Genomic DNA, 24,259 nt, shown 5'->3' on the forward strand with positions numbered 1-24,259 from the left:
GTTTTTGGTTAATTCCGTGAATGGTTGGCGCACTCTATAGTTGATTGAATACGCCTTGTCCAAATTTTGAAAATTACTGTTTTCGACCATAAATATCGTCAAAGCGAACGATATCGTCTTCACCCAAATAGCTGCCACTTTGTACCTCGATGATCTCAAGAGGAAGTAATCCGGGGTTCGTAAGCCGGTGCTTTACACCTATGGGTATATACACACTCTCATTCTCAGAAAGCATGATCTCTTCCTCATCACGCTGGACAATGGCAGTGCCTGAAACAACTACCCAATGCTCTGCGCGGTGGTGATGCATCTGTAGTGATAGACTGGCCCCAGGGTTTACCGTGATGCGTTTCACCTGGAAGCGCTCACCATTGCCGATGGAGTCATACTTCCCCCAAGGGCGAGCGACTTCGCGGTGAATTTCATGCTCATCGCGGCCAGCCGTTTTGATTTTGCTGACAATGGCTTTTACTTCCTGGGCGCGCCCCTTTGGCGCCACTAGCGTCGCATTTTTTGTGTCGACAATGATCAGGTCTTCTACACCAACCGCCGCAACCAAGTGATCTTCACCAAACACCAAGGAATTTTTACAGTCCTCCATGATGACATCACCGAGAGCAACATTTCCTTGCTCATCTTTATCCAAAGCTTCCCAAAGCGAGGACCAGGAGCCGACATCGGACCATCCACAGGCCAACGGCACTACAAAACCGCGACGGGTCTTTTCCATCACAGCATAGTCAATGCTGTCTTCTGGAATAGCGTTGACATCATCAAGGTTCAGCTTGACGAAATCACTTTCCACCTTTGCATTATCCATTGCTTTGACAGACGAGCGATGAATGGCTGGCGCATGCTCTGCCAGCTCATCGAGCAGGTTTCTTGCAGAAAACAGGAACATACCTGCGTTCCAGTAGTACTCGCCACTCTCGATATATGCTGTTGCGGTTTCTTTGTTCGGCTTTTCGACGAATTGGGCAATTGGACGAATATCAGTTCCGTCACCCGTCGCCTTCTGGATATAGCCGTATCCGGTTTCCGGTGCAGTCGGAACGATACCAAATGTCACCAGCCCACCTTTACTCGATGCCTGCAGGCCAATATCTACTGCACGATGGAATTGCTCTACGTCGTCCAGCAAGTGGTCCGCGGGTAGCACCAGTAGATTTGTTGACTCGCACTCTTTTGTTGCTGCTACTGCTGCAAATGTAATTGCCGGCGCAGTATTCCGACCCGTCGGCTCGGTAATCATGGTGAATGACTCAATTCCAATTTCTTGAGCCTGCTGCGCCACCATAAACCGGTGGTCTTCATTGCAGACGATTACCGGTTTTTCAAACCCTCTGACACGCTCTAGTGTTTGTTGCAACATAGTCTGCTCCCCCGTAAGGCTGAGCAATTGCTTCGGCAACATCTTGCGGGACTTTGGCCACAAACGGGTTCCGGAGCCACCACAAAGGATAACGGGGGTAATGCTCGTCATTGGTACTCTTACCTCTTGGATCTAATTATTTTGCCAATTCAGCTTGGAGCGGCAGGTTTCGTAAAAATTGTGGCCAATCGGGTGTATTAGCGTAAGCCTGTGCGGTTTTTTATGGATTCGAATTACGTCTCCAGGCTCCGTTACTACTTGGTCATGCCCGTCGCAGGTCACATAAGAATGCGCGCTGTTGTGCTCACCGATGACGATTTTAAATTCGCTGCTGCCCTCAACCACTATTGGTCTGCTGCTAAGCGTGTGCGGATTAAGCGGGACCACAACGATGGCGTCCAGCTTTGGGTGCATGATGGGGCCACCGCCAGACAGGGCATATGCCGTAGAACCGGTAGGAGTCGAAACTATCAAGCCATCAGAACGCTGGGTATAGACAAACTGCCCATCAATAAAGAGGTCGAACTCAACCATGCGAATATATTCACCCGGGTGGATTACCACATCATTGAGAGATGACCCTTTACCAATGGGCTTTCCATTGCGCGTGACAGACATATCCAGCAAAAAACGACTTTCCGCCATATATTTGCCGGAGAGCACTTCGCCCACTTTTTGTTCAATTTCATCAGGAGTGATGTCTGTAAGAAAGCCGAGGCGGCCGCGATTAATCCCCAGAAGGGGAACACTGAATTTCGCCAACGCCCGTGCGGCAGCCAGAAGGCTGCCGTCACCACCGACCACAATCACCAGATCACATAATTCGCCCAGCTTATCTTTGCTGGATACGCGAGCCTTGTGGTCTGCAACGTCGTTAGCGGTATTTTTTTCGAGCACCACGGAGTAGCCCTCACGCTCCAAGAACGCCATCAGGCGCTTTAGCGAAAGAACTGCGCTATCACTTTCGGTTCGACCGATAAGTCCGATGTTCTGGAATTCCGACACCGCTCCCCCAAGGTGCCCGAATCTGGGCCAACATAATTATCGTTACACTTATAAATTGGCAGGATTGGTTGTTTTTTGACCTACCAAACTCTTGCAACTGTCCATTTAACAGCCACAAACGTAAAAATTGACAGGTGATTATGCCTGAGGGAAAAGTGTGAGTCGAACCCGAGATGGCGCCACATACGACCGGTCAGACAACAGGCAGTCAGACTTAAAAATAACCAAAAACAAACCAATTCAGGTCATTATTTAACCAAACCACGTCTACCCTGTAGGCCCCCAGTGTGTAACAGTAAAATACGTAACTGGCGTGCTTTCCTTTTCTTTGCCCCGTTTTCAGTGCAGCGCTTCATGAGCGCGTAAGCCAGCTTGACCGTGTAAACGTGGTCAAATGTCAAGCCTGACTCCTGTTCTAATTTTTTCTGGAAGGTTAGTAGTGGCTCATCGCTCTTCCCGTACCCCCCATGCCCCCCCTCTGGAACCAACTCAAGACTCTGACCCAGCGCCCCTTCCCGACTCCACTGCTTTGCCGCGCCGAGGATGCTTTTCTCAGCCCTGAGGACAGGAACACCAACTGTACTGACTGCCGGAGGCAGCCCGGCCGCCAAAGCACCAAGTGTCAGCCCTGTACCACAGGCCACCCAACATTCATCAAATTGCACCGGGCTCGTCTCCCCAACTAATTGCCCTAATAATTGGACGCCTTTCGCACCATAACTATTCGCCCCACCCTCTGGTACATACCAATTTTCCGCCCCACTCCCGCCAATAGATGCAATGAAGTTGGGATCATGCCGTTCGCGGTACACTGTCCGAGTCACAAACCGCAACTCCATCCCGAACCGCTCCGCATCTTGCAGCATCGCACTCAACACCGACGGACGTTCCCCACGAATAATACCGACAGTTTTGAATCCAAACCGCTGGCCCGCCGCCGCGGTCGCGTGCAGATGATTCGACCAGGCTCCACCACAGGTTACGATGGTGTGTTTCCCCTGCGCCCGCGCTTCCAGCAGGTTGTATATCAGCTTGTAGGCCTTGTTGCCGGAAATCAGAGGGTCGATAAGGTCATCCCGGCGAATCCACAGGTCGATTCCCGGAAAGAGGTCCGAATTGATTTGTTGATAGGGAACATTGCGGGCAGCCTCGATAAAGGCCTCGAGACTCAGCTCGCTCAGATAGCGGATCATTTCAGGGGTTCTACGTTAGGCAGGCAATGGCAACTGGCCGGACTCCAGGAAGTCAGTGCGGACGAACTGCCTTGATTCCACGCTATTTCCTGATTTCACCAGAAAGGCGACGCCTTCGGAGGTCGACTCCGCGGTGACTTCCGCTTCAATCGTAGGCGGCCTTCTTAAAAGTGCTTCAGGGCCAAACAGCGCCACGTTCACCCCCTCCCCGCCACTCAGAGGCAAGCGCGACAAGCCTGCATAAAGGGCCCGCGCGGAGGGAGCTTCCAGACCTTTGATAGCACATTCTCGCATCTGTGCACCGAGGCTCTGGCAAAAGCTGTACTCACTCGGATGGGTAAGCTGTGGCCAAAACGCCTGCCAGTGCTCACTTTGCAGCTTTACCCCAGGGTCCGCACAATATTTGGCCGAAAACACTTGGTGGTAACTGGTCACCGGCTTCGCCACCGCACCAACCATGTCATTCAGAAACAACAACCGGTAGTAAGCGGCCTCGGCCAGTACCGTGGAGACCGTTTTACTACCGTAAAAGATCCCGCTTTCTGCAGTGCCACCAAAGCGCGAGCCCCAGGGGAGCGGAGGGTAACGGAATGGCGTGGCCAGGAGATAATGCAGTTGCTCACTACCAGGTAGCCGAGCGGGTTTACTCTGCTCAAGCAGGTTCTCAAGAACCGCCTGCTTTTGCAGGCTATCCACCAGGCTTCTGGTCGCCACTTCTTCTTGGGACTCGATGATCCGGTACAGGCGACCAATCAGCCGGGTGGCAGATTGAAGAATCTTGTCGCGGAAGCCACTCAAACCTTGCCTCGCATCGCGTCCAGGTAAGTGACAATCCTTACCAACCCGTCAATGCGGCAGGCCAGCTCTTTGGGGATACCGTTCAAGGCGCGATTGGCAGTAGCAAACCAGGTTTTGGCACCCACTTCGCCCCCCATCAAGACAAACGCCGACCGATAGGCACGCACTAAAAGCAGCGCCAACTGCCCCTCTGCACTCTGGGGCGCCAGGCCATTGCGACGGCGCAGAGTGCGATCGTCCAGGTGAATGATTTCGCCGAGTTCTTTCTTTTTCAGGCCCAGGTGACTGGCGGTATTTAGGGTTGCCTCCAGAAGAACCTGATCTTCTGTTGCTTGAGGGGTATGGGCTGGATTGGCCATTTTGCCTCCGGATTGATGGTAGAGGACATATGACCAAAATATATGTCATTTCTGGACAATTGGCAAATTCGCTGGTACCCGCCGTAGGGGCTGTCGGACGGGAGTTCTCACCCAGCGATCCGCCAGATACAAAAAAGGCCCTGCTCTTGCGAGCAGGGCCTTTTTTGTATCTGGCGGACCGGACGGGACTCGAACCCGCGACCTCCGGCGTGACAGGCCGGCATTCTAACCAACTGAACTACCGGTCCGCGGTAGTGACTTCCCTTGAGGAAGTGGTGGGTGGTACAGGGGTCGAACCTGTGACCTACGGCTTGTAAGGCCGCCGCTCTCCCAACTGAGCTAACCACCCATTTCGGGCAACTTCTTCAGAAGTTTTCCTTTTTGCTCTGGGGTTATCCCCCGAGAGCGAGGCGCATAATACCGAACCAAAATTTTGTGTCAACAAAAAATGCGCCAAAAACTTTGAAATATTTTTGGCGCACTTTTTCAGTGAGACATTAGTTCTCTTCGCCCGCACTTTTCCCGTTGACGGAAACCGGCGTCGCTTTCACTTCAGCGTCTTGTCCTTCGGATTCTGGCTCAGAATCTTGCGCAAGCTCTGTGGGCAGCTGGCGATAGTCTGCCCCAACGAGATGGCCCGCAATAATGACATCACCGCCATGCTGAAACAGTCGATCTTTCGGCCGCCCCAAGTCCGGCGCGTTGTAATTGCAAACACCGCCCGGAAAAATTCGCTTCATGTCATCAATGCGCTCAACAATTGCTGCAGAACTTTCGCCATAAACCCCTTTCGCCAGGGCCCGCTCGACGGGCTGTAAAGCGCACTTGAAAACATCCCCGGTAATTGGGGCCCCCGCCATTTGCCTCGGCGTACTGTGAATGGGATAGCGCTGCATGCAGGCGCCGTCAGGCTTCTGGTTCCAGCGACCATTCCAGACATTGGGACCAGCAGCCAAAACATTACCCGACCGATCAAAGCAACGATCCGTCGCCTCCACAGGCCGGTTGCCCGCCACCCCTCGCTCAGGATGCTCGATAATTTTTTGCATCCAGTGATCAACAATATCCAACGCTTCGTCGAGTGGATTGTACTTTTTGTGGCTCATCCAGATCAGCTGATTATCAGCGTGACCACGAGCCCGGCGAATACGTTCCCGGCTGGAAAAAGACGCGAGACTGTGGTGCATGTCCAGCTCGCCATCGAGATAGTGGCGAACATCGATAATCGGGATTTCGACATCCCCCAAAAATACGTGCCCGGAACGATAAATCCCTTCGATAGCTTCGACACTGGCGACATTCCTCGGTGCCGGATTATCCAGGCTACCCAGGTTCATGTTGTGTTCACTCCAGACCGAAAGGTCTACCGGGAACAAATCCCCGTTCATAAACCAGAGCTTTTCGCCGCCCTGATCTTCCGGCGCCTTCCAACCACCGATAGTGGCGTTCATACGCAGGAACTCGTCGATGCTGATCCGGCCGCTCTTGAGCGCTTCCAGCCCGTACTGCACTCCCTGGTTGTCCCAGGCACTATTGGCATAGCCATCGTCACCCGCGCCATAGAAATCCCGCAAGTCTTCCCAATGAGACCAGTGGGTATTTTTGGCCACCGGATCCGCGAAACTTTTACTGAAATGGATAAAGTTCGGGTTATTCACCAGGGGCACCAGGCCACGCCACCCCTGAACACACTCCGAAGAACCTTTAGCAACACCACGGTAGCGACCATCGAAGAGTGCCGCGGCGTTTTCCAGAACCCTGAAGCGATGCTCGAATTCATCCCGCGTTGCTAGGCCGATAACCGCCTCGCGCTCTGACACATCCTGCCAGCGAGAATCTTCCGCGGCCACCACGTCAAAGAAATACTCCAGCGGCTCACAATCAAAAACGTAAATGGTCTGGCTGACCATATCGGGGTAGGAATAAAGTGGCAGTGCGGCATCGAGCACCCCCGGGGCGTTCTGAGCCAGCAGATACTGCTGGATAGCGCCACCTGAGCCACCGATGCCTACGGTATACAACGGCTCCTCGTACAAAGCAGCGAACTGTTTTTTGAGGCGACGCGCCGTATCTTCTGCCAACCAAATATTGTAGTGATTACTGGTCTGGTTGGCCGTTGAATAAACCACCGCATAACCCCGTGCCAACTGGTCAGCACGGCGATCGATGATTGAGCGGCTACTGATGTCACCTTGCTGCCGCCCCACTCCCACACCACCGCGAAACTGATAAATCAGCCGCTTGTTCCAGTTGCTGGTGTTCGGTTTTTCCGGTGTCTCTCCATCACCCCGTAATGCGGCGATGGCATAAAAGAATCGATTAATGGTACCCGTCTCCAATCGCACCACAAACTCTGTGGTTTGGCCATTGACGGTCACCAGATCGATATCATTCTGCGCCTTCTCGAGCGGATGAAAGTTGCCGTCCAAAGTGCTGCGATAGAAGTAAGCAACAGAGGTGGCATGGCTGCAATCCCGACTATAGCCAATGACCTCGTCGCTCTTATTGCCCGCCTCATCCAAGGAAAATACCGGGACACCTTCGCCATTGTGGTTGTCGACTAGAGGCTGAAGCTCAGTGACTGCGTTTTCACCGCAAAGAAACGGATAGCTGGACGGCCCGGCAAACAGGGTCTCTACCGGGCCCGTTTCACCAATGGCGATGGGGAATGGAAAATACTCTGCGGGGCGGCCACTTTTTCGCGGGTGATCCCCGGCATAGGCTGGTGCCGGTCTGTGATCAAGCGCACCAGCAGGTACCCCAACCACAGGGGCCTTAGGCACCCCTGGAAGTCGCGGCAATTTTTCGTAGGCGTACCAGAACCCAAGCCCCAACAGCACAAAAAATGAAGCCGCGACACCAGCCAGTAATCGCCGGGTCAAATACCGCGCCGTAATCTTCCGTGCGCTCCAAGCCATAGCTGCCTCCGTACGCCAATACGTCCTGTTCCCTGTACATTGCCGGATCAAACCTGCAAGCACAGCAACAGTATATGTGGCGCCGGGAAAACCGTTGGGGACTTGGCGGAGGAGTAAACTAGAAGAAAATTCCGGGGAGAAAGTGGCTCAGAATTCAATTCACAGAGATGGGGAACACAGAAGAAAATTGAACGAATTTTCGGGGCAATTAAATGAAAAATTACCCCGAAAACTGGAAGTTGCAACACATCAATTCAGAAGACTCTGGCGACCTGCTGCAACCTCAATAACGAAAACGAAGCCATCGCAAATCAGATGATAATGCCACGCTCTTGCAGCGACTTAATGACCGCTTCCACTTCATCTTCCAGGGTCATCTGGTCAGTGCGGAGGTGCAATTCCGGATTGGCAGGTGCCTCGTAGGGGTCGTCAATGCCGGTAAACCCGCGGATCTCGCCAGCACGCGCCTTTTTATACAGACCTTTCGGGTCACGCTCTTCCGCCGCTTCCAAGGAGCAGTCAATAAACACTTCCATGAACGGAAGGTCACCCTCTTCGTGCACTTTGCGTACCAGGGCGCGATCTTCTGCATAGGGGCTGATGAAGCTGCTCAACACGACAACACCAGTGTCCGCGAACAGCTTGGAAATTTCACCAACGCGGCGAATGTTTTCCTGGCGGTCTTCCGCGGAGAAGCCCAGATTAGAGTTGATGCCGAGGCGAATGTTATCGCCGTCCAAACGGTAACTCAGCACACCACGGGCAGTCAGCGCCTTTTCTACCGCAACCGCTACAGTGCTCTTGCCAGAACCGGACAGTCCGGTGAACCACAGAGTCACACCTTTATGACCCAGCATAGCAGCACGGTCACCACGGGTTACTTCACCGTCATGCCAGTGAACATTGGTTGCTTTGCGCTCGACTACTTCCGTCACATTCGTCCCCTAAGTATTGATTTCGTATGTCTGCAAATGGATAAGTCCGGCCAATACTTAGGCCGAAATCACAAAACTGGCGCGCATTATCCTAGATCGCCACCCTACTGGTAAAGGCAACCCATAGAACAATACTGTCCTAAAACCAAAAAACCCGGCATATAGCCGGGTTTTCGGGACCAGAGGTCAAATATGGGGTGGCCGACGGGGATCGAACCCGCGACCTCAGGAGCCACAATCCTGTGCTCTACCAACTGAGCTACGGCCACCATTGATAAAGTTTTTATTGATGTCTTGTGGCGACATCAACTTCCCGGCCTGGCACAAAGCCCAGCAGGGTAAAACCGCTTTTCTGCGATTTCTAAGCCCATCAACTGTGCTGATGGGCCGGAATAGTCCTGCGACTCTCAGTTGGCAGCGGCACATCCGACAACCACCGAACCATCCCTACCTATAGAGGTATTGGCACGCCCGGCAGGACTCGAACCTGCGACCATCCGCTTAGAAGGCGGATGCTCTATCCAGCTGAGCTACGGGCGCAAGAAAACCCGGTAAAAAATGGTCGGGGCAGAGGGATTCGAACCCCCGACATCCTGCTCCCAAAGCAGGCGCGCTACCAGACTGCGCTATGCCCCGATTCTCTTCTCAGGAGTCGCCCCCTGTTCGAGAGCGCGCATATTACTTGCGCCCCCCTAGGGTGTCAACGCCGCTAAGCCATTCTTTTTAAAGTAGTTTAGCCTTTGAACAGATAACCGCCTGTGACGGGCCGATCCAGCGTGACTCTATAGGGAAAATATTCGCAGCTTGTGCGAAAATGCCGCCCCTTTATTAAGCTACTAATTTTAACCAACCTTCAACCAACGCCAGCGCTGGGTACTGATACACCCCTCAGTACCGACGTTAGCGCCGAAGTTGACTACTACGCCTTGAGTGCGCGCCTGCGCCGCACTCCTTGTTCAAGTTGAGAAACTCCTATGTCTGCACTGGTTCTGGATGGCAAGGCTCTTGCTCAGAAAACCGAAGAAGAACTGTCTGCCCGCGTCACCGCACTAAAAGAGAAGAGTGGCGGCCAGACCCCGATCCTCGCCACTATTCTCGTCGGTGACGATCCCGCCTCTGCCACTTATGTAAAGATGAAGGGCAACGCCTGCCGCCGCATCGGTATGGACTCAATGCAGGTGGAACTCCCCTCCTCTACTACTACCGAACAGTTACTGGCGAAGATCGAAGAGCTGAACAGCAACCCGAATGTGCACGGCATCCTGCTGCAGCACCCGGTTCCCGAGCAGATCGATGAGCGCGCCTGCTTTGACGCCATCGCCCTGGAAAAAGATGTGGACGGCGTGACCTGCCTGGGCTTTGGCCGCATGGCCATGGGTGAAGAGGCGTACGGCTGCGCCACTCCGAAGGGCATCATGCGCCTGCTGGAGGCCTACAACATCGAACTGTCTGGCAAACACGCCGTGGTCGTCGGCCGCAGCCCCATCCTCGGCAAGCCGATGGCGGCGATGCTGCTGAATGCCAATGCCACTGTGACCATCTGTCACTCCCGCACCAAAGACCTTGCGGATCACATCAGCCGCGCCGATATTCTGGTCGGCGCCGTTGGTCGCCCGGAGTTCATCAAGGCGGACTGGATCAAAGACGGCGCTGTTGTGGTAGATGCTGGCTACCACCCCGGTGGCGTAGGCGATATCGAACTGGGCCCTCTGGTGGATCGCGCTGCCGCGTACACGCCGGTTCCCGGTGGCGTTGGCCCCATGACCATCAATACCCTGATCTATCAATCTGTCGACTCAGGCGAAAAGAAGATTGGCTGACGGTAAGACCCTGCGTCTCGACAAGGCGATCAGCCAGGTCACAGACCTCTCCCGGGCAGAAGTAAAGCGGGCAGCCAAACAGGAGCGGATCACCGTCAACGGTGTGGCGGTGACCGATCCCTCGACCAAGGTCCGTGAGACCGACGAACTCTGTCTGGACGGCGATCTACTCACCGAGGCCGGTCCGCGATACTTTATCCTCAACAAGCCCCTCGGCTACGTTTGCGCCACCAAAGACGGCGAGCACCCGACCGTGCTCGACCTGCTGGACGAGCCGAACAAACACAAGCTGCATATAGCCGGGCGCCTGGATATCGATACGACGGGACTGGTGCTGATCACTGATGACGGCCAGTGGTCCCACCGGATTACTTCCCCCAAACACCACTGCGCAAAAACCTATTACGCCCTGCTGGCGGATCCGATAGAAGACGGCGCGATCGAAAAGTTTGAAAAGGGGATCTGGCTCAATAATGAGAAAAAGCGCACCAAGCCTGCGCAGCTGGAAATCCTGTTCCGCAATGAAGTGCGCATTACCATCAGTGAAGGCCGCTACCACCAGGTAAAACGGATGTTTGCCGCCCTTGGTAACAAAGTGCTGGAACTCCACCGCGAACGTATTGGCAACATCGTGCTGGAAGAAGACCTTCTCGAAGGGGACTATCGTCCGCTGAGCACTGAAGAAATTGCCGGTATCGGAACAGACTCCCCTTAACTCACTCTGGTAACACCTGCTGAGCCTATGCTTGCCCTACTTTCACAATTACTGCACGAGTGCGGCGAGAACGCGCTGTGGATTGCCGATGAAAACAGTAAGGCACTGCTGGTCGACAACGCGGCTAGCAGCAGCCAGCCATTTCCCGGCAGGCTGATCAGCAACCGCTGGGATATAGTGCAAGCAGCAGCAAGCATCGGCATCCGCGCCAGCTTCAGTGACTTTAACCTTGAGAGTGCCGCAGAGAGCGCCGCCCTCGAGGTCGAGGTCGAGGGCGAGGGCGAGGGACGCTTCTCCCGAATCCTGTACCCGGTTTCCAAAGAAAAGGCCGCGGTGCACCACATCATCAATTGCGCCCCGGATTTCCTGCAGCCCGGCGGTGAGCTGTTGCTGATTGGCAGCAAGAACAGCGGAATCAAAACCTACGCACAGAAAGCTGCCCAGCGGTTTGGTGCAAGCAAACAGTTACAGAAGCACGGCAGCGATTATCTGAGCATCAGCAAGGTGCAGCCCCAAACTGGCCAGCGGCTGGACGACAGCGACTACCCGCTGCTGCGCCCACTGGACAGTTTGGGTGGACTCTATTCAAAACCGGGATTATTTGGCTGGAACAAAATCGATACGGGCAGCGCCCTGCTGGCCACACATTTTGCAGAACACCACCCCAGCGCCAATGCGCGAGTGGTAGACCTAGGCTGCGGCTACGGATATCTCTCAACGCAGCTTGCACAGCAATTGCCGACAGCGCAGGCAATAACCATTCAGGCCACAGACAATAATGCCGCAGCGATACAGGCTTGCCAGAGAAATTTCCAGGTACTGGGAATTCAAGGTGAGGTAGTAGCAGGCGATGCCGGCTCTACGATCGAAAGTCGCAGCGCCGATCTATTGATCTGCAACCCACCTTTTCATCAGGGGTTCCAGGTGGAGGGCGATCTCACCGACCGATTCCTCAAACAGGCAGCGCGTATTCTACGCCCGCAGGGTATCGCGCTTTTCGTGGTCAATGAATTTATTCCCCTCGGCAAGAAGGCACAGGGTATCTTCCAAAGCGCAGAACTACTGAATAAAGAAAAAGGCTTCTGTGTCTACCGCCTGACAAAAAGCTGAAGCAGCGATTGCAATTCGACAAATAACCCTCGAAAAGAATCGCAGACGAATACTCAGTAATCTCGCAGGTTGAACAGGTTCATGGAGAGCGTGTGCTCCTCCAATTGCTCAAGCTCCAGCAATCGCTCCAGTGCATGCTTGGCCGACGGCGTATCGGCTCCCAGCAGCAAGTCCCGATACTGATCCGCCAGGTAGATCTCTATGTCCATGGCCAGCTGGCCAATCGCTTCCACATCGCTGACGTCGATATTGCGCAACCGCTGCAGAAACTCGGGCTCACGCCCCTCCGGTGCGAACTGCACCCAGGTATGCAAAGCCCCATCACCAATATCCTCTCGGAAGTTCTCCAGCGTATGCATCATGGAAACTTCCCGCCGCTTTAACTGGTCCAGCAACAGGCACGCCCGCTCATTGGCGGACAACACCTCGAACTCTTCGTACTGCCGGCTCAGCTTCAGGTGAAACTCCCTCCCCTCCTGAATCACATCTTCCAAGGTCTTGTATCGCATCAATTGATCCCGGGAAAACAACTGCCTAAACCCAGTATAGTCACAAGGATCATTCACCCGCCAATCAACCTGCCCGCTCACTGCAGAGCACGCAGTTGGGAATCCAGCTTTCGAAAGGGATTATTGGGATTTATGGCCGCCGGAGCCTGGGTGAGAAGATTTGACTTATCGAGCGGTACACGGCTGAAGACACCGATACAGTTATCGTAGAGCGGCGACTGCGCAGTCCAAGCACCCTGGAGGTGTTCTCGAATTGCCGCCTGACGCCAGCCACTGGCGAGGAGTTCACGGCGGCTGACAAAATTGCTGACCACTGCGCCAGCCGGGGAAAGCTGACGCAGCAACTTACTACACCAGTAACCGTCCGCCTCAAACGCGCGCGCCACCTCACCGTTGCTATGACCAAACAGGTCATCGACGATCAAGTCAAAGGGCGCACTCGTATTTCTGCTATCCAGCCCCGCGATAAATTCCCGGGCATCCGCACAAACCAACTCGACACCCTGAACACCAAAATATCGGCGGGCTACCGTCAGATGTACCGGGTCGATATCCACCCCAACGATAGATTCAGGCTGGACAAATTTTTGCAGTAACCGGATCAGCGCACCACCGCCCACTCCGAGTAGCAATACCCGCTGTATCTGTTTCTCAGGGAGAAAAAACGCGGGGAGTAACAATAACTCCCAAAGGGAACCTTTCAGTGGGTCTCTCGGGTTCCACTGGGAATGGAAAACACCATTGCTGTAAAGCCGGACACTGGCCCCATGTTTGCGAACCTGGTACCGGTTACCCCCTACCTGCTTTTCCCAAACCAGCGCCATCCCTGTGCCCCAACTTTCCTGAATCCCAAGTATTTACCCCCTACCCTATGGCAAATCTGAATGCTGCAACAGGACATTGGCGAACGCCTCAATACCAGCCAGGTCCTGCTCCGTGAACCGCGCCACAGAGGGGCTATCGATATCCAATACACCAATACAGCGCTCGCCATGGTATAGCGGCACAACCACTTCCGAAGCGGAAACCGCGTCGCAGGCGATATGCCCCGGGAACTGATGTACATCTTCCACCAACTGCGACTGCCCAGTTTCAACCGCGGTACCACAAACCCCGGCACCGACGGCAATCCGCGTGCACGCGGGCTTCCCCTGAAACGGTCCCAGGGTGAGTTCCTGGCCGTGTAGAAAATAAAAGCCGGCCCAGTTTATGTCTGGCAGCTCCATAAACAGCAGCGCACTGGCATTTGCGGTATTCGCCAGCCAATCGCGCTCGCCAGTCAAAAGTCCGGCCAGTTGTGCACAAAGAGAGTCGTAAAATGCTGTTGTCGTCATAAAAATTCCACGTCCGGAAATTTTCCGCTAATTCTGCGGTAAATCAGTGTATCGGCAAACCGCCAGCCCCAAAATCAAAAGCCCGCTATGGAAAGCGGGCTCTATTGTAACGATAACGGTATCGAGAACTGTATGAGAAGTTCAGCGAGGGAACGATGGCGATTGCACTATTGATACGGATCCGTCACAGATTCACCGCTGCCCGATTGCGACTGGTATACCTCGGCATCCACCGTCGGCTTGGACCACTCCCCCTCTTCTTCCGGTTCACCGCGGCCGCGAATCGCCGGGGCAGCAGCCGTGACGTCACTGGCCATCAGTCCACGCTGCTGCGCCGTCGGCGCTGGTCTGGAAACCGGCGCCGCAGGTTCATTTTTCAGCACACGGCTGGCAATACTGTTCAGGTTAGGGCGGCGACGCTCGGCCAATTTGACCGCCTCCAGCTCGCCATTCAGACGGTTGATCTCCGCCTGCATATCCCCCACTTTGGCCTGTAAATCGGTGATCTGGGACAAAACGCCCTTCACCTTGCGACTTTCCTGCTCATACAGCACTGCAGCGCCCCCAAAGGCCACCACGAAGACCAACAAAATCGAAAACTGACGCATCCAAGCCTCCCCTGCTTATGCGAGTCATATTGAAATAACCCGAGGAATATTACCGGAACAGGGGATATCTTCCGCGAACTGGCGCGTAAAATTCAAGCTCAAAAAGTGACCAGAAGACCCACTATCATCCAAATCGATCGCTTAACGATTCAGGGAGTCTATTCATCCACCAGGTCGAGAAACTCCAGGCTCGCCTGCTGGCGAATTGTCCGGCGGTGATTGGCCCAGAGTTTGGCAATCTTTTCCTGGTTACAGACTTTACGGTCGACGTATACCCGGGTATTCAGCTCACCAATCGGCTTTGCTGCCGGGCATTTGCTGAATACGAACTGGTTGGAAATCAGGTCCATAAAAGGACCGGATTTGCTGCTGGGCATGATAAACAGCAGCTGCAGCCCAAGGGTCTCGGTCAGGTAACGGATCACCTCCCGGGAGCGGGATTCATCCATTTTCGAGAAAGCCTCGTCTACCAGCACCATTTTCAGGTGACTGTTGCCATCGTTAAAGCGAAAGGCCGAGGTAACCGCAGCGGAGCGGATGATATAGGCTGGCGTTTCCAGCTGGCCACCGGAGCCAGTACCGTACTGACTGAGGGCAATCGGCTCTTTGCCTTGAGGCTCTTTGTAGATTTCGTAATTGCGATAGTTGCGGTAGTCACTGATGCGATCCAGCTCTCGACGGGCAAGCTGCTCATCTTCACTCAGTAACATCGCCAATAGCTTGTCACGCACCTGCTGATGCTTGGCCGAAAGATCCGCATCAAACAGGCTCTGCTCTTCCCCCAGATTCGGCAATTCGATCACTGCTTTGAAGAAGCTCCAGTATTCCTTGAATTCAGGAACCCAGCGGTAATCGAAGCGGAAACGCTCGCGGTCAGCACCAAAGCGATGGTGCTCCAACTCCTGGTTCAGGTCGTCCAGCACCCGCTTACCGTCGTTGATCGACTGATAGATCGCGTGGCACAGGTGAGTAACGAAAGTGGTATTGAAGGATTTCTTCAAGCCCAACAGTTGATCGTGGCGATCCACCAGCAGATTGTTCTTGAGGCGATTGCGCAATGCCGTCACTTGATCCACCAACTGGCAGACCAGCTTGAACTGCCCTTCACTGTGGCCGCTGGCAAAGTCCGGGTCGAATGCGAGGGTATCCCCGGTGCTGCAGCTACTGTTGTAGTCCATCACCCCTTTCAATAGCTGATGACTGTATTTCTGTAACAGCCCCTGCCACTCGGCGATATCCTGAGAGAAGTCGAACCCGTCCCCCGCCTGAGCCGCCTGGTCATCGGCCTGCTGCAGAGTGGCTTCCGCATCAAAATCGGGGGCAATCTGCACAATTCGTTGCACCCCGGCCTCACAGTCGGACAGCGATTCATCCAGCTGATCGAGCTGCGCGGCGAGTGCATGCAATTGCTTGCCAATATTATCGAGATTGGTTTCCAGCTTGCCCGCCAGCTTCTGCAGGCTGGCGCCCTGCTGCCGTTCCGCTTCCAGCTTTTCATGTAACGCATTGGCCTGTTGCTCCAGCTCCAGACCGTCGTCCAGATCCAGGTTGCCGAGAGCCTGTTCCGCATTACGTCGCTGGCGCAGGGCATTCAGCGCCGCATCCACGGATTCCAGTAATTGCAATGCAGTAAAGCTGCGCACCGCGTGTGCGAGCTGGCGCAACTGCTGTTGCTGCTCATTGACCTGGGCGGCCTCCGTCAGCAGGCGACGCAACGCCTTCTCTTGTGCTGCCAGCGCTCTGGCGCGGGCACCCTGCCCAAATACCAGTTCGCTGTCATCCACGTCACAGCGCCACATACTGTAATTGCCGCTCGCCAAGCCTTCGGCGGTCAAGCCACGCCGGGTACTGCGCAGCTCCTGGGCATCACGCACCTGCAGCACAGTGCCGTATGAGGCGCGCAGGTAATACTCGGCGGTTTTGTGACTGAAGGACATCAAATCAATGATGGATTGCTTCGGCGCTTCCATACGCTCGGCATCGCGCCTGGCCTTGTCGCCCTGGATTACGCGGGCACGGTTACTTCGTCCGGGCATGGCCCGCACAATGCTAATGGCTTCTGCCTCGTAATCCGGGTCAACGATGATCGAGAAACGCGCCCCGCCGAGGTAACCTTCGACCGCCATCTGCCAGCGCTCATCCAGCACTTCGACAAAATCACACAGCACCTGCGGCTCAGCTTGCGGGCACTGCTCGCGGATTGCAGCCAGCGCCTGGTCTACATATTGCGGATAGCGGACGCGATTGGATTGCAAATGGTGAATCCGGGATTCCTGCCCGTGCAGCTGCTTTTGTAACTGCTGCACTTTCAACTCACCGCGAGACACCAGCTCATTGACCTGGTCACGCAAGGTGACCTCACCGGCATCCGCCGCAGTCAACTGCTGCACCAGACGGTTTTGCAGGGTCTCTGCGGCAACTACCTGATCGCGTACCGACTCCTGGGCAGAAAGATCGATCCAGTCCTTACCCAGTAAGCCCTCGAGCTGCGGCAGGTCGTCACCCCGCCCTACGGCTTTGAGCGACTTCAGCAATCCGCCATCACTAAAAGCGGGGATCTCCAGGGAAACCGAAGTACTCGCCAATAGTGACAGCAAATCGCTGGCGGCAGACTGGTTCGCTGCGAACAACTGCTGCTGCGCTGCCAGCGGCGCTGCCAGGGATGAAAGACTCCGGTTTGCTGCGGTAATCTTCTCATCCAGTTCATCTTTGCTGCGCAGCGCAGCGATCCCCTGGCGCTGAGCCTGCACTGCTACCAACTGCTCACTCAAACTTCGGGTGCGGTGTTCCGACTGCTGAATTTCTTGCGCGGTGCGCTCCAGTTCTGCGCGGGTATCTTTCTGGCGATTTTTGCCTTCCAGGTAGGCTTTCTGTACACGCAGCTGCTGGTGCTTGGCCTGCAGGTACTCCTGCACACGCAATTGACGCCACTGCTCGCTGTACAGGTCAGCGGTTTCCGCGATGCGTTGCAGTGCATCTACCCGGTCAACGATTTCGCGCGCCTCCTGCTCCATTCCGTGAATGGTTTTCATCAGTTCGGAAACAGAGCGAATGGCCTCGCCCAGGTCGCGTTTTTCCAGCACTTCCTGTGCAACAAAATCGTTGATGCTTTTTACCGGCTTGTACGCCATGAAATTGGCAAACGTGCGCGCCGCATGGGTCGCCTCGCGGTCTGGAACCGCATCTTTGCGCCCCCGCAGGGCGCCGTAGAGACGTCGCAGGTAGGCTTTCTTTTTATCGTACTGCTCGACCTTCTCGAACTGCTTGCTGACGACACTGTAAAACTTGTCCAATGGCAACAGATGTTTGCCATCTTTATATTCCTTGACGAAGTCGCCCAGCGCCAGCTGCTCGCCAGGAATCAGGAAAAACTTGAGGCTGTCCTGGCGCGCCTGCGCAGGCTTGGTGCTGGTATCCAGATGGGCGCGGATGGCCATGATGGCGGTAAACGGCTCACCATCCTCGCCCTCGGTGGGATAAAAATTGCCAGTAATATAGCAGTCCGTCGGCTGCAGGCGGGCGTAGCTGCCATCGTCACAACCGAGTACATAAGAGGCCAGCGTACGTACTTGTTTACCGCCGCGACCGCGCTGTGTGGTTTCGTCCTGACCGGGGTTGAAGGTGAACAGGGTGTCGTGGGCTGCGGTCATCAGCGTCTGAATCGCATCTGCCGCCGTGGTTTTACCCGAGCCATTACCACCGGAAAACAGGTTGATGGGGCCAAAGTCGTATTCCAGCTGTGGAATATTGCCCCAATTGATCAGGATGAGTTTCTTCAGAAACATACGTTTCGTGCGCTCGAGAAATAGGTGTATTTATACTGTCTTGCCCCGGGCTTGCACCTCAGGACTCGGATTCTGCAGCGAACAGGCTGTGATCTTCACTGGCCGGGGTGATTCTTTCCGCTGCCGCCGCACTGTCTTGGCCAACGCCGGATGTTTCCGGCGTATCCAGCAATTGCTGCAGTGCAGACTCACTAACGAACTGCGCGATAGTGGGCCGCACCCGCAGCAGAGTCTCTGCCACCGCTTCGCTGTCTTCACCATTGAACTGGATCAGGCGCAACTGCCGCAGTTTTTTCAACAATTGCTTACGTTCTGCGAGTTTGTCGGGCAGTGACATTTTCAGCAGGTTGCGCAAACCCAGCTCCAGTGCTTCCAGGGTCAAAGCTACACAGCCCTGGTCGTCTACCTGCCCTTCCCGCAGAGACTTGTCGTATTCAACACGCAGTACCAGAATTGCCGCCACTTCCTGCTGACTGAGGCGCGCACGGAAGCCGCCGTGATGGGGTTCTTCCTGGTCCGGCATTCCGGGCACTTCTGCCCCCGGCGGATAGACACGGATGAACTGGAAGCGGCTATCGTGCTGCAGGCGCAGCCCGAGAGGCGCCAACCACTCCCGGATCAGCGCCTCACAGCGCTGAAAGCGGTCGTAGAGCAGGGTTTCCACATTGCTTTCATCGCGGCAGATCACCCCGTAATCCAACAGCCGCACCAGCAATTCCGAAAACTCGCTGCGGGTCACCCGGCACTGGGCCAGGGCTTCTTCGAGAGCCTGTTCAATCACGACCTGTTCACTCTTCTTTTTGCTCCCCTTTTAACTCAAGGGAGTACTCATCAAATTCTGCAAAATAGTCATTGCTGGCCTTCTCACCGGTGAACGTCACCTGCACAAAAGGCCCGCTGCCATCCTGTGACACGGCGGCCGCTTCCAGGGCGTGACTCATGGCCAACAGATCACGGGCATCCCGCAATGGCAGGTCGCGGCTGTTTACCCGTTGGCCACGGCCAAGGGCCGTCGCCAGATAATTGCGTAAATCGCTACTATTGAAATTGAACGCCTGATCCAGCAGCTGCTGCAACACCACCTCCCGCTGGCCGTCGTCGGTCATGGGGACATCATCCTCAACCAGCGTGTTCACCGGCTGACGGCGATTGCGCTGCCACAACACCGCCTGGCGCGGGTCAAACAACCGCAGCTGGAATGCGGAAAGTTGATCGCCAAGTGCTGACAGCAATTGGTCTCGCTGTGGTGATTCACCCAGATCTTTGCAGAGATCCGTAAAAGCTCCCTCACTGGTACTTTGCAGGTAGCTCAGCTGGCGGATGATAATTTCCGCGCGTTTGGTGAAACCGTGCAGCGCGTGGCGTAATGCAGGCAGTTTGACTTCACAGGCGCGGCGCATGCGATCTTCTATGGTGTCCAGCATCAACCAGAGAATGGACTGCGTTTCCACGTGCAGCTCTGGCAATTGCTGCCGCAGGCGTCGCTCCCACTCCGCTTTCTTTGCGTTGTCTTTGCGGCGGATCAGGGTAATAACCCGAGTGATACTATCGCGGTGCTTCTCTACGCTATCGGCAGAGAGACGAATGGCCAGATCCGGTTGGAAACGGCTTTCCATGAACGAGAAGAATTCATCCGTGGCCTGCTGAATCAGGATCTGCGCCTCCACTTCCCGCACCAGTTCACGCTTGCGCTCTTCCAGCTCGGCGATCATATCGGTGAAATCCGCCACGATACGCTCGGAATACTCCCAGGCATCGATCAGGTCATAGACTTCACCGCGGCTGGCAAAGGCTTCCAGCGCATTGAGGGTATTGCGGGTATTGCGGTGTCGAGTGCGCACGCGGGTGCTATTCAGCTCCACCATCGGCTGGGTGAGCAGACGGCCACGGCGACTGAAGGGATAGGAAACCGTCAAGGTAGCGCTGTCGACCAACTTTTCAAGCCAGCCAAACTCAACCAGGATATTGAGTACCCAAACGGATTGCTCGCGCAAATTGCGGAAGCGCCCTTCCGGCTCGGCGCCACCGTCGCTGTCCAGCTGCGGGGCGCGGGTGAGCGCTTCGGCAAAGGTCTCCAGGATCTGCTCGCGCGTCAGCGACTCGCCGTAGTCGGCCTTGGCGGTATACAGCCGCTCATACAACAGGCGCAAGCATTCCACTACCTGCTCCCGGTACTTACCGGTGAGCGGTCGGAAAAAGTGCTGATAGGAATCTGCAAAAAACAACGGGCAGTTTTCCTTGGAGCTGACGCTTACTTGTCTTCAGGCTTCTGGTTCAGCACACAGTATTTGGTGTAATCACCAGCGTCATTGAAGCTCCACTCCCCCTTGGGAATTCCGTCCATTTTCTTGCACCAGGCGTCAGATCCGCGCTTGGGTTCACAGGCAGTAAGGGTCAGGACGGCGATAGTGGCAGTAAGAATGGCCAGTAAATTTTTCATGTTGTTATCCGCTGATATTTTGTCGATGTTTATTGGCAGTGGCGGCGAGGGATTACTCCCTGCGCCACTTGGTGCCTTCGCGGCTGTCTTCCAGTACTACGCCTTTGGCTTTCAATTCCTGCCGAATCTCATCGGCACGGCCGTAGTTCTTATCCTTTTTACTCTGCTGACGCTCGGCAATCAGGGCCTCGATCTCCGACTCACTGATTTCGTCCCCGCCCCGGGATTGCTTGAACCAGGCTTCCGGGTCCTGCTGCAGGATACCCAGCAACGCACCCGCAGCAAGCAGCTGCCCTTTGAGTAGCGCCTGATCTGCACTTTCTGCTTTGTTCAGTTCCTTGGCCAGCTGGTGCAACTCACTGATTGCGATGGGCGTGTTCAGGTCATCGTGCAGCGCAGCCAAAAATGCAGAGCCAGTCAAATCTGCCGTTGCGGGTTCCACTGACTGGCTCTCACGCAAGGCGCCGTAGAGGCCATCCAGGGTGCGCCAGGCCTGGTCCAGCAGATCTGCGCTGAAATTCAGTTCCGAGCGATAGTGGGCCGACAGCAGTGCAAAACGCAGCACCTCACCGGGGTATTGCGTCAGCAGGTCGTTCACCATACGAAAGTTGCCCAGGGATTTGGACATCTTCTCGCCATCGATGTTTACGTAACCGTTGTGCATCCAGTAGCGCACAAAATCCACGCCATTAGCGCAGCAGCTTTGTGCGCGCTCATTTTCGTGGTGCGGGAAGGTCAGGTCGCGACCACCACCGTGGATATCAATGGTATCCCCGAGGTGCTTTTTGATCATTGCCGAACATTCCAGGTGCCAGCCCGGACGGCCGCGGCCCCAGGGGCTATCCCAGCCGGGCTCTTCATCGGAAGACGGCTTCCAGAGCACGAAATCACCGGCATACTTCTTGTAAGGCGCGACCTCTACCCGTGCGCCGGCAAGCATATCGTCCAGGGAACGCTTGGAAAGCTGGCCATAGCCGTCCATGGATTCCACGGCGAAGAGCACATGCCCTTCCGCTGCATACGCATGCCCTTTTTCCACCAGACTTTCGATCATGGCGATCATTTCCGGCAGGTGCTCGGTGGCATAGGGAGTGACGTCCGGCTGCAGGTTGTTAAGCGCCTGCATATCCTCCACATAGGCCTGCGCGAAGCGCGCGCTGAGTGCGGCAATTTCCTCGCCGTTTTCCCGCGCCGCCTTCATGATCTTGTCGTCAATATCGGTGATATTGCGCGCATAGACCACATCGCTGTATAGCGTCTTCAGTACCCGATAAAGGGTATCGAAGACAACCACCGGGCGCGCGTTGCCGATATGCACACGGTTGTAGACCGTGGGGCCGCACACGTACATGCGCACACGGTTTTCCTGCAGGGGTGTGAAGATTTCTTTTTCACCGGAGAAGGTGTTATGGAGCTTGAGAGACATCTCTTTCCGCTATCTATTCTGGTAGTGATCCGGTGGGTAGGCTGCGCCTACCCACCTTGGGAAGTTGCGACTTATCTCGCTAACTTATTTGCGAAGGTTCCAGCTAACTTGTCCCGAAACTACTTGTTCTGTTCTTTCGCCCAGGAATCCCGCAGGCCGATGGTGCGGTTGAACACGGGCTTTTCCGGGGTGCCGAACTTACTGTCGCGACAAAAATAACCGTTGCGTTCGAACTGGTAGCCCTTTTCCGGCTGGGCTTCGGCCAGGCCGATCTCGGCTTTACAACCCGAAAGAATCTGGAGGTTGTCCGGGTTTACCGACTCGAGGAAATTCTTGTCGCCTACATCCGGTGACTCGTCATTAAACAGGCGATCGTACAGGCGCACCTCGCAGTCTACATTGTTGTCCGCAGACACCCAGTGGATTACGCCTTTTGGCTTGACGCCGTCAGCGGGGTCTTTGCCCAGGGTATCCAGATCCACGGAACACAGGATCTCGACAATATCGCCGGCATCGTTTTTGATGACTTCATCGGCCTGAATCACATAGGCATTGCGCAGACGCACTTTTTTGCCCAGTACCAGGCGCTTGTATTTCTTGTTCGCTTCCTCGCGGAAGTCTTCCTGCTCGATGTACACCGTGCGGGTGAACGGCAGCTCCCGCGCGGGCAGGTCGTCGCGCACCGGGTGACCGGGAGCACTCAACATTTCCTGCTGACCTTCCGGGTAGTTGGTCAGGGTGACCTTGAGCGGCTCCATCACGCACATGGCGCGGGGGGCATTCTTGTCCAGGTCGTCGCGGATAGCATATTCCAGCATTCCCACATCCACCGTGGAATCGGCGCGGGTTACCCCGATCATCTCGCAAAACTGACGGATCGCTGCAGGTGTAACACCACGGCGACGCAGGCCTGAAATGGTCGGCATGCGGGGGTCGTCCCAGCCATCCACAAAGCCTTCGTCCACCAGCTGCTTCAGCTTGCGCTTGGACACGACCGTGTAGTTCAGGTGCAGACGCGCAAATTCGTACTGGCGCGGGCGCGCCGGTACCGGCAGGTTTTCAATAAACCAATCGTACAGCGGCTTGTGGTCTTCAAACTCCAGGGTACAGATGGAGTGGCTGATCCCTTCCAGCGCATCGGATTGACCGTGAGCAAAGTCGTAACTCGGATACACGCACCATTTATCACCGGTCTGGTGGTGAGCAATTTTCTTGATGCGGTAGATGATCGGGTCGCGCAAATTGATATTCGGCGCCGCCATATCAATCTTGGCGCGCAGGCTGCAGCTGCCCTCATCAAATTCACCAGCAGTCATGCGGGTAAACAGATCCAGGTTCTCAGCCACAGAGCGGTCACGGTAGGGGCTATTTTTGCCCGGCTCTTTCAAGGTGCCGCGGTGCGCGCGCGCCTCATCCGGGGACAGGTCGCAGACATACGCCTTGCCCTGCTCAATCAGGTAGATGGCCCACTGGTGCAGCTGGTCGAAATAATCCGAGGTGTATTTGACATCCCCAGCCCACTCGAAGCCCAGCCAGGAGACGTCACGCTTGATCGCGTCTACGTATTCCTCTTCTTCTTTTGCCGGGTTGGTGTCATCAAAGCGCAGGTTGCACTGACCGCCAAACTCCTTGGCCAGGCCAAAATTCAGGCAGATAGACTTGGCGTGACCGATATGCAGGTAGCCGTTGGGCTCTGGCGGAAAACGGGTGGTCAGCTGACTGACACGGCCCTCGGTCAGATCTTCGCGGATGATATTCTGTAAAAAGTGAGCGGGCTTGCTCTCGGATGTCATAGCTTTCTCTAAAATCAACTACTCGAAGTAAGCGGCGGATTATAACGCAGATGACTGCCGCCGCATGGGGTTTTCATTGCTTCTATGTCGCGAGCCGGTGCGGTTTGCGTCGGTCTGTGAACAGAGTATCATGCCGCCC

The 24,259-nt window shown here is 55.3% G+C and carries 20 protein-coding genes and 5 tRNA genes; 3 read left to right on the top strand and 22 right to left on the bottom strand.

Annotated elements, in window-relative coordinates; translation table 11 throughout:
• Positions 1–73: 73 nt before the first annotated feature.
• The 12 genes from M0G74_RS08785 to M0G74_RS08840 form a co-directional block, all read right to left on the bottom strand.
• The gene (locus M0G74_RS08785) at positions 74–1,483 is read right to left on the bottom strand and encodes a mannose-1-phosphate guanylyltransferase/mannose-6-phosphate isomerase (protein WP_248216245.1); all 1,410 of its coding nucleotides are present in this window, start codon (positions 1,481–1,483) and stop codon (positions 74–76) included.
• A gap of 21 nt (positions 1,484–1,504) precedes the next feature.
• Positions 1,505–2,377: an NAD(+) kinase gene (locus M0G74_RS08790; protein WP_248216246.1), complete on the bottom strand. Its 873-nt coding sequence runs from the start codon at positions 2,375–2,377 to the stop codon at positions 1,505–1,507.
• A gap of 248 nt (positions 2,378–2,625) precedes the next feature.
• Positions 2,626–3,570, bottom strand: coding sequence for a pyridoxal-phosphate dependent enzyme (locus M0G74_RS08795; protein WP_248216247.1), 945 nt, complete (start codon positions 3,568–3,570; stop codon positions 2,626–2,628).
• A gap of 15 nt (positions 3,571–3,585) precedes the next feature.
• Complete coding sequence (locus M0G74_RS08800; protein WP_248216248.1) at positions 3,586–4,368, bottom strand: RES family NAD+ phosphorylase; 783 nt, start codon at positions 4,366–4,368, stop codon at positions 3,586–3,588.
• The gene (locus M0G74_RS08805; RefSeq protein WP_248216249.1) at positions 4,365–4,727 is read right to left on the bottom strand and encodes an MbcA/ParS/Xre antitoxin family protein; all 363 of its coding nucleotides are present in this window, start codon (positions 4,725–4,727) and stop codon (positions 4,365–4,367) included. The genes M0G74_RS08800 and M0G74_RS08805 overlap by 4 nt, the downstream gene beginning before the upstream one ends.
• A gap of 171 nt (positions 4,728–4,898) precedes the next feature.
• Positions 4,899–4,975: transfer RNA gene (locus M0G74_RS08810), tRNA-Asp, on the bottom strand.
• A 25-nt stretch (positions 4,976–5,000) separates the two neighbouring features.
• Positions 5,001–5,076 (bottom strand) — tRNA-Val (locus M0G74_RS08815).
• A gap of 148 nt (positions 5,077–5,224) precedes the next feature.
• Positions 5,225–7,645, bottom strand: coding sequence for a DUF6351 family protein (locus M0G74_RS08820; protein ID WP_248216250.1), 2,421 nt, complete (start codon positions 7,643–7,645; stop codon positions 5,225–5,227).
• Between the two features lie 311 nt (positions 7,646–7,956).
• Positions 7,957–8,580 carry an adenylyl-sulfate kinase gene (gene cysC / locus M0G74_RS08825; protein WP_160153843.1) on the bottom strand — a complete coding sequence of 208 codons (624 nt, stop codon included), beginning with the start codon at positions 8,578–8,580 and terminating at the stop codon, positions 7,957–7,959.
• Between the two features lie 193 nt (positions 8,581–8,773).
• Positions 8,774–8,849: transfer RNA gene (locus M0G74_RS08830), tRNA-His, on the bottom strand.
• 194 nt (positions 8,850–9,043) lie between these two features.
• Positions 9,044–9,120 (bottom strand) — tRNA-Arg (locus tag M0G74_RS08835).
• Positions 9,121–9,139: 19 nt separating this feature from the next.
• Positions 9,140–9,216 (bottom strand) — tRNA-Pro (locus M0G74_RS08840).
• Positions 9,217–9,554: 338 nt separating this feature from the next.
• On the opposite strand from M0G74_RS08840, the gene folD reads away from it, so the two are divergent.
• Genes folD through M0G74_RS08855 form a run of 3 tightly spaced genes read left to right on the top strand, consistent with a single transcriptional unit; the run spans position 9,555 to position 12,225 of the window.
• Positions 9,555–10,400: a bifunctional methylenetetrahydrofolate dehydrogenase/methenyltetrahydrofolate cyclohydrolase FolD gene (gene folD / locus M0G74_RS08845; RefSeq protein ID WP_160153844.1), complete on the top strand. Its 846-nt coding sequence runs from the start codon at positions 9,555–9,557 to the stop codon at positions 10,398–10,400.
• Positions 10,393–11,115 carry a 16S rRNA pseudouridine(516) synthase RsuA gene (gene rsuA, locus M0G74_RS08850; protein WP_248216251.1) on the top strand — a complete coding sequence of 241 codons (723 nt, stop codon included), beginning with the start codon at positions 10,393–10,395 and terminating at the stop codon, positions 11,113–11,115. Before folD ends, rsuA begins: the two co-directional genes overlap by 8 nt.
• Positions 11,116–11,142: 27 nt before the next feature.
• The gene (locus M0G74_RS08855; RefSeq protein WP_248216252.1) at positions 11,143–12,225 is read left to right on the top strand and encodes a methyltransferase; all 1,083 of its coding nucleotides are present in this window, start codon (positions 11,143–11,145) and stop codon (positions 12,223–12,225) included.
• Positions 12,226–12,278: 53 nt separating this feature from the next.
• On the opposite strand, the gene M0G74_RS08860 is transcribed toward M0G74_RS08855, so the two are convergent.
• From M0G74_RS08860 to M0G74_RS08905, 10 genes are all read right to left on the bottom strand, one after another.
• A complete protein-coding gene (locus tag M0G74_RS08860) occupies positions 12,279–12,734 on the bottom strand; it encodes a hypothetical protein (RefSeq protein ID WP_160153846.1) in 456 nt (151 codons plus the stop codon).
• Positions 12,735–12,811: 77 nt separating this feature from the next.
• Positions 12,812–13,558 (bottom strand): class I SAM-dependent methyltransferase, encoded by a 747-nt coding sequence (locus tag M0G74_RS08865; protein ID WP_248216253.1) that lies wholly within the window; start codon positions 13,556–13,558, stop codon positions 12,812–12,814.
• Between the two features lie 45 nt (positions 13,559–13,603).
• Complete coding sequence (locus tag M0G74_RS08870) at positions 13,604–14,068, bottom strand: GAF domain-containing protein (RefSeq protein ID WP_248216254.1); 465 nt, start codon at positions 14,066–14,068, stop codon at positions 13,604–13,606.
• 167 nt (positions 14,069–14,235) lie between these two features.
• The gene (locus M0G74_RS08875) at positions 14,236–14,676 is read right to left on the bottom strand and encodes a hypothetical protein (protein WP_248216255.1); all 441 of its coding nucleotides are present in this window, start codon (positions 14,674–14,676) and stop codon (positions 14,236–14,238) included.
• A gap of 158 nt (positions 14,677–14,834) precedes the next feature.
• A complete protein-coding gene (locus M0G74_RS08880) occupies positions 14,835–18,461 on the bottom strand; it encodes an SbcC/MukB-like Walker B domain-containing protein (protein WP_248216256.1) in 3,627 nt (1,208 codons plus the stop codon).
• A 58-nt stretch (positions 18,462–18,519) separates the two neighbouring features.
• The gene (locus M0G74_RS08885; protein WP_248216257.1) at positions 18,520–19,242 is read right to left on the bottom strand and encodes a DUF4194 domain-containing protein; all 723 of its coding nucleotides are present in this window, start codon (positions 19,240–19,242) and stop codon (positions 18,520–18,522) included.
• Between the two features lie 7 nt (positions 19,243–19,249).
• On the bottom strand, positions 19,250–20,686 hold the full coding sequence (locus tag M0G74_RS08890; RefSeq protein WP_248216258.1) for a Wadjet anti-phage system protein JetA family protein: 1,437 nt from the start codon (positions 20,684–20,686) through the stop codon (positions 19,250–19,252).
• Positions 20,687–20,712: 26 nt separating this feature from the next.
• Positions 20,713–20,901, bottom strand: coding sequence for a DUF3012 domain-containing protein (locus M0G74_RS08895; RefSeq protein WP_248216259.1), 189 nt, complete (start codon positions 20,899–20,901; stop codon positions 20,713–20,715).
• A 52-nt stretch (positions 20,902–20,953) separates the two neighbouring features.
• Entirely contained in the window at positions 20,954–22,327 is a 1,374-nt protein-coding gene (cysS, locus tag M0G74_RS08900) for a cysteine--tRNA ligase (RefSeq protein ID WP_248216260.1), read from the bottom strand.
• 119 nt (positions 22,328–22,446) lie between these two features.
• Positions 22,447–24,120, bottom strand: coding sequence for a glutamine--tRNA ligase/YqeY domain fusion protein (locus M0G74_RS08905; RefSeq protein ID WP_248216261.1), 1,674 nt, complete (start codon positions 24,118–24,120; stop codon positions 22,447–22,449).
• Positions 24,121–24,259 lie beyond the last annotated feature (139 nt).

Origin of the sequence: Microbulbifer sp. CAU 1566 (assembly GCF_023156515.1) — a bacterium.
Classification (GTDB): domain Bacteria; phylum Pseudomonadota; class Gammaproteobacteria; order Pseudomonadales; family Cellvibrionaceae; genus Microbulbifer.